7 protein-coding genes are annotated in these 7,428 nt (G+C 72.5%); all 7 read left to right on the forward strand.

Annotated elements, in window-relative coordinates:
* Nucleotides 1-500 precede the first annotated feature (500 nt).
* On the forward strand, nt 501-1,751 hold the full coding sequence (locus tag ABZ818_RS42065) for a hypothetical protein (RefSeq protein WP_361427423.1): 1,251 nt from the start codon (nt 501-503) through the stop codon (nt 1,749-1,751).
* A gap of 1,433 nt (nt 1,752-3,184) precedes the next feature.
* Entirely contained in the window at nt 3,185-3,403 is a 219-nt protein-coding gene (locus ABZ818_RS42070; protein WP_361427426.1) for a hypothetical protein, read from the forward strand.
* A 212-nt stretch (nt 3,404-3,615) separates the two neighbouring features.
* On the forward strand, nt 3,616-5,568 hold the full coding sequence (locus ABZ818_RS42075; protein WP_361427429.1) for an ATP-binding protein: 1,953 nt from the start codon (nt 3,616-3,618) through the stop codon (nt 5,566-5,568).
* Nucleotides 5,565-5,906, forward strand: a complete 342-nt coding sequence (locus ABZ818_RS42080; protein WP_361427432.1) for a hypothetical protein — start codon at nt 5,565-5,567, stop codon at nt 5,904-5,906. Before ABZ818_RS42075 ends, ABZ818_RS42080 begins: the two co-directional genes overlap by 4 nt.
* A gap of 2 nt (nt 5,907-5,908) precedes the next feature.
* Nucleotides 5,909-6,865 (forward strand): hypothetical protein, encoded by a 957-nt coding sequence (locus ABZ818_RS42085; RefSeq protein ID WP_361427435.1) that lies wholly within the window; start codon nt 5,909-5,911, stop codon nt 6,863-6,865.
* Entirely contained in the window at nt 6,865-7,065 is a 201-nt protein-coding gene (locus tag ABZ818_RS42090) for a hypothetical protein (RefSeq protein ID WP_361427438.1), read from the forward strand. Before ABZ818_RS42085 ends, ABZ818_RS42090 begins: the two co-directional genes overlap by 1 nt.
* A 62-nt stretch (nt 7,066-7,127) precedes the next feature.
* Nucleotides 7,128-7,367 (forward strand): hypothetical protein, encoded by a 240-nt coding sequence (locus tag ABZ818_RS42095; protein ID WP_361427441.1) that lies wholly within the window; start codon nt 7,128-7,130, stop codon nt 7,365-7,367.
* Nucleotides 7,368-7,428 lie beyond the last annotated feature (61 nt).

Genomic DNA, 7,428 nt, shown 5'->3' on the forward strand with positions numbered 1-7,428 from the left:
GGACGTGATCCTCGCCAAGACCCGCCGCGCCTGACCGCACGTCAAAGCCCCGCCGGATCCCCGGCGGGGCTCTCTTCGGTCCTTCAAGTCACACCAGCCCCAAGGGGCATTGGGCGCGGCGGGGGGAACGCCCTCCCCAATCAGTGCAAGGATCACTCCCAGTCCAGAAATGGCAACGGGCCGCAGCGCCAACTGCGACCCGTCCGCCTCCCGATCTCGCCATACCGAGACAGGTGACGTTGCTCGTGCTCAGAGTACGAAGTGATGCGGTCGTACCGCCACATCGGCCCGCCGGGCCGACCCCCCGCGATCTTGCCCAGCCCGAGACGGGCGGGGCGGCTGCGGGGCTTGTTACATGTGCCACATCTTCCCGCGTAAGCGAAACCGCAGGTCAGCGCGCCACGCGACCGCTGGCCTTCCCGACCCCGGATCTGGTGTCGGCGGCGGCCGGACAGTTCGCCCGGCGGGCGGGCTGGGACGGGCGGGAAGGCCCTCGTCCCGTGCTGACGATCGCGCCCGGCGTTGTCTCCGTGGGCTGGCCGGACGTCGCCCGGCGGGAGCGGACGGCGGAGCGGGCACAGGAGACGGCGCGGAAGCGGGTTGGGGAGCTGGCCCGGTACCGGGCCGAGTACTGCGACGATCCGGCCGAGGTCGAGCCGACCCGCGTTGTGCAGGAGTGGTCGGCCAAGAGCCGGGCCCGGATGACGCGGGTCCTGGCCGAGCTCGACTACGCGCCGCTGCTGCGGCTCGGGCTCCGGCTGCCGATGACGACGCTCACGTACCCGGGCGACTGGCTGGCCGTCGCGCCGACCGGCAAGGCCGTGAAGAAGCACATGGATCTCTTCTACAAGCGGTTCGCCCGGGCCTGGGGCTTCGAGTGGCCGGGGGTCTGGAAGCTCGAATTTCAGCGGCGTGGAGCCCCGCACGTCCACCTCTGGGGCCCTCAGCCGGAGGGTCCGGCCGGAGAGCTCCGGCGGATCACGCAGGTGCGATACCGCCCGGCCGTGGGTGACGGGCTCGCCTACAAGCAGTGGCTGTCGGTCGTCTGGACCGACATCGTGTTCGGTGACGTCGAAGCCGCGCTCAAGGCCAATCCCGACGCCGACCGCCAGGAGCACATTGCCGAGCAGCGGCGGCGCCACCAGCGCGCCGGTACGGCCGTCGACGGCGACGAGGGCGAGCGCATGACCGACCCGCGTCGGCTCGCGATCTACTTCACCAAGCACGGCTCCTACGGCGCGAAGGAGTACCAGAACCAGGTGCCGGAGGAATGGCAGGCGCCCGGTTGCGGGCCCGGCCGGTTCTGGGGCTACAAGGGGTTGGAGAAGGCGACCGCCGGGGTCGAGCTGGCCCCGGCCGACGCCGTGTTCGTCGCCCGCACCATGCGGCGGCTCGCTCGCTCGCAGGGCGTCACGCGACAGGTGTCCGTGCGGCGGACGGTCGGCGGCGGACAGGTCCGCTCGAAGTACGGCGACGTGATCGGGCTCGCCGGAGCCCAGTACCTGTCACCGACCAAGACCCGGTACCGCAAGGTCCGGCGGCCGGTCGTACGGCTCGCGTCCGGCGCTGGATTCCTGTGCGTCAACGACGGCCCGGCCATCGCGGCCGGGCTCGCCCGCGCGCTGGAACGACGTCTCCAGGACCCGGCGGCGGCCCGGCAGTCGGCCGAAGCGGCGGAAGCCAAGCTGGCCCGACTCCGGGCGGCAGCCGACAACCGGCGGCGGGGCGTAACTGACCCCAGTTCGCACTAACTCGCTGCCGCCATCTACCGACCCCAGACCGTCCCGCCTGCCATCGGCCGGCGGGGCGGTCGGCCGTCCCCGGCCGGGCGTTACTGATATCAGTCGCCACTAACTCGCTGTCGTCGGTTACTGCTCTCAGCGTGCACGCGTGCACGTGCACACGTGCACGTGTTGGGGGTGCCGTCGGCTCGTAATGCAAGGGTGTGCGGCTCCGGATCGCGAAAGTGCCAGAGGTGTGCGGCAGTCGGTCCTGTCTCCGGTTCGGCGTCGTGCTCCTGGTCGTCGTCGGCGTACGTCATCCCGGAGACGTACGGCGGGACTCGGAGACGTACTCGAGTACGGCGGCCGGGACCGATCCGCGGTTCGGCCGGCACTCACCCGCCGCGCCATGAGACGTGCCGCGTACGGTCCTCTGCCATGACGACTGAGACACCGAGGGATGCCGACGGCAACCCGCTGTGCGCCTGGTGCGGCGGACGGGTTCCACCGAGCCGGGGGACGAAGCCGCGGGCCTACTGCAAGCGCGGCTGCGTCCAGCGGGCCCACGAGGCGCGGAAGCTGGAGAAGCAGCTCCAGGCCGTCCGCGATGAGGAGGCCGAGAAGCGGGCGAGCCTGTTGGTCGCTGCGTTCTCGAAGGGACGCCGGGAGGGGGTCGAACTGGGCGCCGCAAAGTCACGTGACGATGCCGGGAGTGACGGAGGAAAGTCACGTGACGATGCCGGGAGTGACGGAGGAAAGTCACGTGACGATGCTGGGAGCGGGGAAGGAAAGTCACGTGACGTTCCGACAAAACCCCAGGTAGGGGCCCGCACTCCCCCGACTGCTCCCCCTGCTCAGCGATCCGGCCCGCCGGTCGATGGCGAGCCGTGCCCGTACTGCCGTGACGTCGTCGTGGGCCTGGTCGCCCACTTGCAGCACTGCCCGGAGGGACCCGGCATAGAGGGTCAGCCGGACGGCCGGCCCACGACGGAGCCGCAGTGAGCGGAGCGCCCACGACGGGCCTGGCCACATCGCGGCAGCAGCTGCCCCCCATCGGCCCACGACGGGCCGTCAGGTCGCCTCACGCGGCCCAGCCTCGCGACGGCGGGGGTACGGCGGTCCGGGAGGCTCACAGGCCCTCAGACGGCCGCGCAGCGCTCCGAGCCCCCCTCCCCTCCCCGCCAGCCCTTGCCGACGCGCACAACGGCGTGGCCGCAGTCGGCGGACGGCTGGCCATGTAAACCCCGGCGGGATGCCGCCCCCTTGGGAGCGGGCCGGTCGGCGGCCGGGCCGGAGCGGGGCGGAGACAGGAGCTCGGGCCCGGACGCGGGCCGGGCCGCGCGGCCCGTCAGGGCCGCCTTGATGACGTAGAGAAAGTTTGACCGCAAAAAGCGCAGGCTATTTCAAGCCATTCAGAGAGTTAGGCTTGCGTGAGTCGCACGCAGTGTGTCAGTGTGAACCGCATGACGCAGAAGACACCGGCCGAACTTCGGGCCGACGCTGAGGCCGCTCTCCGGGGACCGGGGCAGCGCCGGATCGAACTCCTCGCCCAACTGGAGGCGGTCGATGCCGAGCTGCGGCCCCTCGTCCGGGAGGCGAGGCGGATGGAGGTCCCGATTCGTAGGGTCACGGAGCTGACGGCGGTGGCCCCGAACACGGTCCGGGCATGGTCCCGAGACTGATCGAAAATCGGGCCTCCTCGCGCGCGCACGCGTAGGGCCCCCTCCCCGGAAACCCCTCAACTCTGCAACTTCGCAGGTCAGAGGCGGTTGCGGGGGTGCAACCCGCAACCCGGGCGCAACCCGGGATGCAACCACCACAAAACAGGCGGGCCGGACCGCCGCTGGAACGGCAATCCGGCCCTAGATCCACGGACCTCGCGAAAGGACAGATCGTGGACCTGAAGCAAGGATGGAGCAAGATCGCGCCCGCCACCAAGACGGGCATGGACAAGATCAACCGCGCGCTCGATGCGGTGGCGCCGACCTTCGCGCCGCTGGCGGCTCGTTGGGACGCGGAGGCGGACCGGCGGGCGAAGCTGCGGACGCCGGAGAACCTGAAGTCGCTGCTCGCCGCTCAGCGCGAGCACAACAGCGCTCGGGCGACGGAGCGGCAGGCGTCGGCTCAGCGGAAGGCGGCGCGGTCGGCGTCGACCAACCCGCTCAGCACCGGTCGTCGGGCGGCTCGCACGGCGCACAAGGCGGCCCGGGGACACCACGCCGAGGCGCGGACCGGGCTGAAGCAGGCGCGCAAGAGCTACCCGGCGACGCTGAAGGCTCGGGCGATCCAGGCGCACGCCGTGCACGCTGTGCCCGGGGCGGTGTCGTCGTGGCTGATGTCGACGGCCGAGCACTTGGTGATCTGGCCCGGGTCGGTGTCGGCGGGGCTGATCGCGCTGAACTTCGGCGCGCTGTGGCTCGGCCGGCGCACGGTCACGGTCCCGGTCGATGACGCGCTGTCGGCCGAAGAGCGGCGCCTGGCCGAGCGGCTCGACCCGTCGTACTGGGTCCAGCACGCCGACGAGCGCGGCCTGTCCGGCACCGTGCCGACCCCCGTGGAGATCACCCCGGCCGGGCTCGTCTCCCACGTCCGGCTCGACGGCCGCTGGACGCCCAAGACGTTCCGCGCCAAGTCGGACGAGATCCGCGCCATGCTCGGCGCCCGGACCGATCTCCGCATGGAGATCAAGGCGGGCAGCCACGGGGACCGCGCCACGATCACGCTGCGGACCCGTAGCGCGTCGGACGGCCTGGACCTGAAGGGCTGGAAGCCGGGCGACGCCTGGGCGGTCGACACGGTGACCGGGGAGACGGTCCCGGTCCCGCTCGGCAAGCGCATCCTGATCGCGGGGACGTCGGGGTCGGGCAAGTCGACGTCGGCCCGCCCGCTGCTCGCGGAAGCCTCCGAGCCGGACGACCACCGGCTGGTCATCTTCGACCGGAAGTACGTGGAGGGCCGGACGTGGGAGCACCGCGCCCGCGTGGCCTGCGAGCTGGACGATATGCGCGCTGTCGTGGAGGAGCTGACGGCTGAGGGCGAGGAGCGGCTGAAGTCGCTGCCGCGCGGTGAGGACACCGTGACGATCAGCCCGACTCGCCCCCGCATCACGGTCTTTGTCGATGAGGGCGGCGAGCTGCTGTCCGACTGCCAGGCGAAGTACAAGGACGAGGACGGCAGGAACGCCGACTACGCCGACGTCATCGCCGCGCTCCGCACGATCGCCCGGAAGTACCGGGCGGCGGAGATCATCGTCGTGTGGGCGACGCAGAAGCCGACCCTGTCCGGCGACGGTCACGGCCTGGACTCGCAGATTGCCGGACAGCTCACGATCCGCCTGTCGCTCGCCGTGGCGACCGCGACGGAGACGCAGGCCGTCTTCGGGTCGGACGCCATCGAGAAGGGCTGGAAGGCCCAGGAACTGCCGATGCCGTGGGTGGCGCTGATGCGCGATCAGGACAAGGGCCCCAAGCAGCGTACGAACCCGATCCGTATGCGGTGGATGACCGCGCAGCAGGTCATTGACCTGCCCGCGCGGCCGATCTGGAGCCGGAGCGGTCGCCTGCACGAAGTGCCGGCGCCCGCGTCGCGTCCCACGCTGCGGCTGGTCAAGGACACGCCCGCCGCGACCGAATCCGCGGCTGAGGTCCCCGCCCCGGCCGGGCCGGTCAGCAACCGCGACAAGGTGCTCGCGGCCGTGGTCGACGGCGCCCGCACTCCCCGGGACATCGTCGATAGGACGGGCCTGAACAAGGGCACCGTGTCGCGCGAGGTCAAGGCCCTCATCTCGGCTGGCGCCCTGGTCAAGGGCGACGACGGGATGCTCACCGCCGGGGAGGTGTCGGCATGAGCGCCGTCGACATCCGCCAGGCCGTCGCCGACGTCCGCGCGGCCGAGGCCCAGTCCGACCGGATCGCGGAGATCCTCGCCGTGGTCCAGGCCGTCCAGGCGGCCACCGCCACCGCGCAGGCCCCGGCCGCGTGCAGCTGCTCGCACGGCCACGACGCGCCCCGGCCCCGCCGGTCCGCCGGGACGGTCGCCGCGTGGGTCGGAGGCGTCGCCGTCTGCGGCTGCGTCCTCACCGCGCTGTTCCTCGCCGTCGCCCTGGTCGCCGTCGCCGTGACGGTCGGCGGCTGCGTCTCGTACCTGCTCATCCGCCAGATCCGCGCCGACCGGAAGGGGAAGTGACCATGGGGAAGAAGCTGATCACCGCCCGCCGGGAAGTCGAGCGGCTGCGGATGGAGGCCGCCGGGGCGGCCGAGACCGACGTCCAGATCTGGGAGGCCGGGAACGTCGTCTCCGACCTGGAGCGGGCCGAGCGCGAGTCGGCCGTCCGGACCGCCCGGCGGGCCGCCCTCGTGATGGACGCCGTACTCCTGGTCGTCGCCGTGCTCACCATGGGGTTCTCGCTCCAGAACATCCACGACTTCGCCGCCGCGCACGGCGTGCAGGACCCGATCGCGTGGTTCCTGGCCCCGGCCGTCGACCTCGCCCTGGTCGCCGCCCTGGTCGGCGACGCGGTGCTCTCCCGGCACCAGTTGGACGCCGGGCCGTGGGCGACTCGCCTGCGCTGGTACGCGGGCGGCGCCACCCTCGTGCTCAACGCGTGGGAGGCGGTGGCGAGTCTGGACCCGGCCGCGATCGTTCTGCACGTCGTGCCGCCCGTCCTGCTGTTCGTCCTCGCCGAGGCAGCGTCGCCCTACCGGGTCCGGTTCGCGGACACCGTCCGTCTCGCGGCCGCCACGGTCGAGACGGAGGCGGACACCGCCCCCGTGTCCACCCCGGCCCCGGCCGAGACGGACACCCCCGCGCCTGAGGTGGACACCACCCCGGCCCCGCAGACGGGCCAGGTGTACGACCAGGAGGCCGACCCGGCCGTGTCCACCATGACGCCGCAGGTCGTCACCCCGGCCGCCCCGGCGCCCGTGGGGGCGTCCACCGAGGCGGACACGGCGGGCGGACGACTGGACGCCACGGCGGCCCGGAAGGCCATCGAGGCAGCGTGGGAGACCGGTCTGACCATCCGTGAGGCAGCCGTCCAGGCCACCCGGTCCGCGTCGTACGTGGGCGGCATCTACGCCCAGCTCGCCAAGGCGCGCGGCCCCCAGCCGAGCAAGGGCCAGACCACGATCGAGGTGGCCGCGTGATGGCGCTCGCCTACCTCGCCACCGTGGTGGTCAGCCTCGTGGTCCTGGCGGTGGCCCTGCGCCGCCGCCCGGCCCCGGCCCCGCTGCCCCCGGCCCCGGCTCCCGCCCCGGCCGCGATCCCGTCCACCGCTGAGGCGGAGGTGCGCGTGATCCTCGCCGCCGTCGCCCAGCTCGCCGCCCGACTCGACACCGCAGCCTGACCACCCCCGCCGGGGTGCCTGCCGAACGGCCGGCACCCCGGCCCCACCCGAGAGGACCGACCATGACCACCATCGGCCGCCACACCGACAGCAAGGGCCGCTCCACGGGCGAGCGCATCGCCGCGATCCGGCGCGGTGGTGACCCCGTCACTGACGCCCAGCGCGACGCAGCGACCCGACTCCTGGACGTCCTCCTGGACGCCGCCGCCGAACACGGCGTGACCCTGGACGACTTCGACTGGACCGTCGACCTTCCCGGCGGCTGCCTGGACGTGATCCTCGCCAAGACCCGCCGCGCCTGACCGCACGTCAAAGCCCCGCCGGATCCCCGGCGGGGCTCTCTTCGGTCCTTCAAGTCACACC

The organism is Streptomyces sp. NPDC047453 (genome assembly GCF_040643155.1).
Classification (GTDB): Bacteria; Actinomycetota; Actinomycetes; order Streptomycetales; family Streptomycetaceae; genus Streptomyces.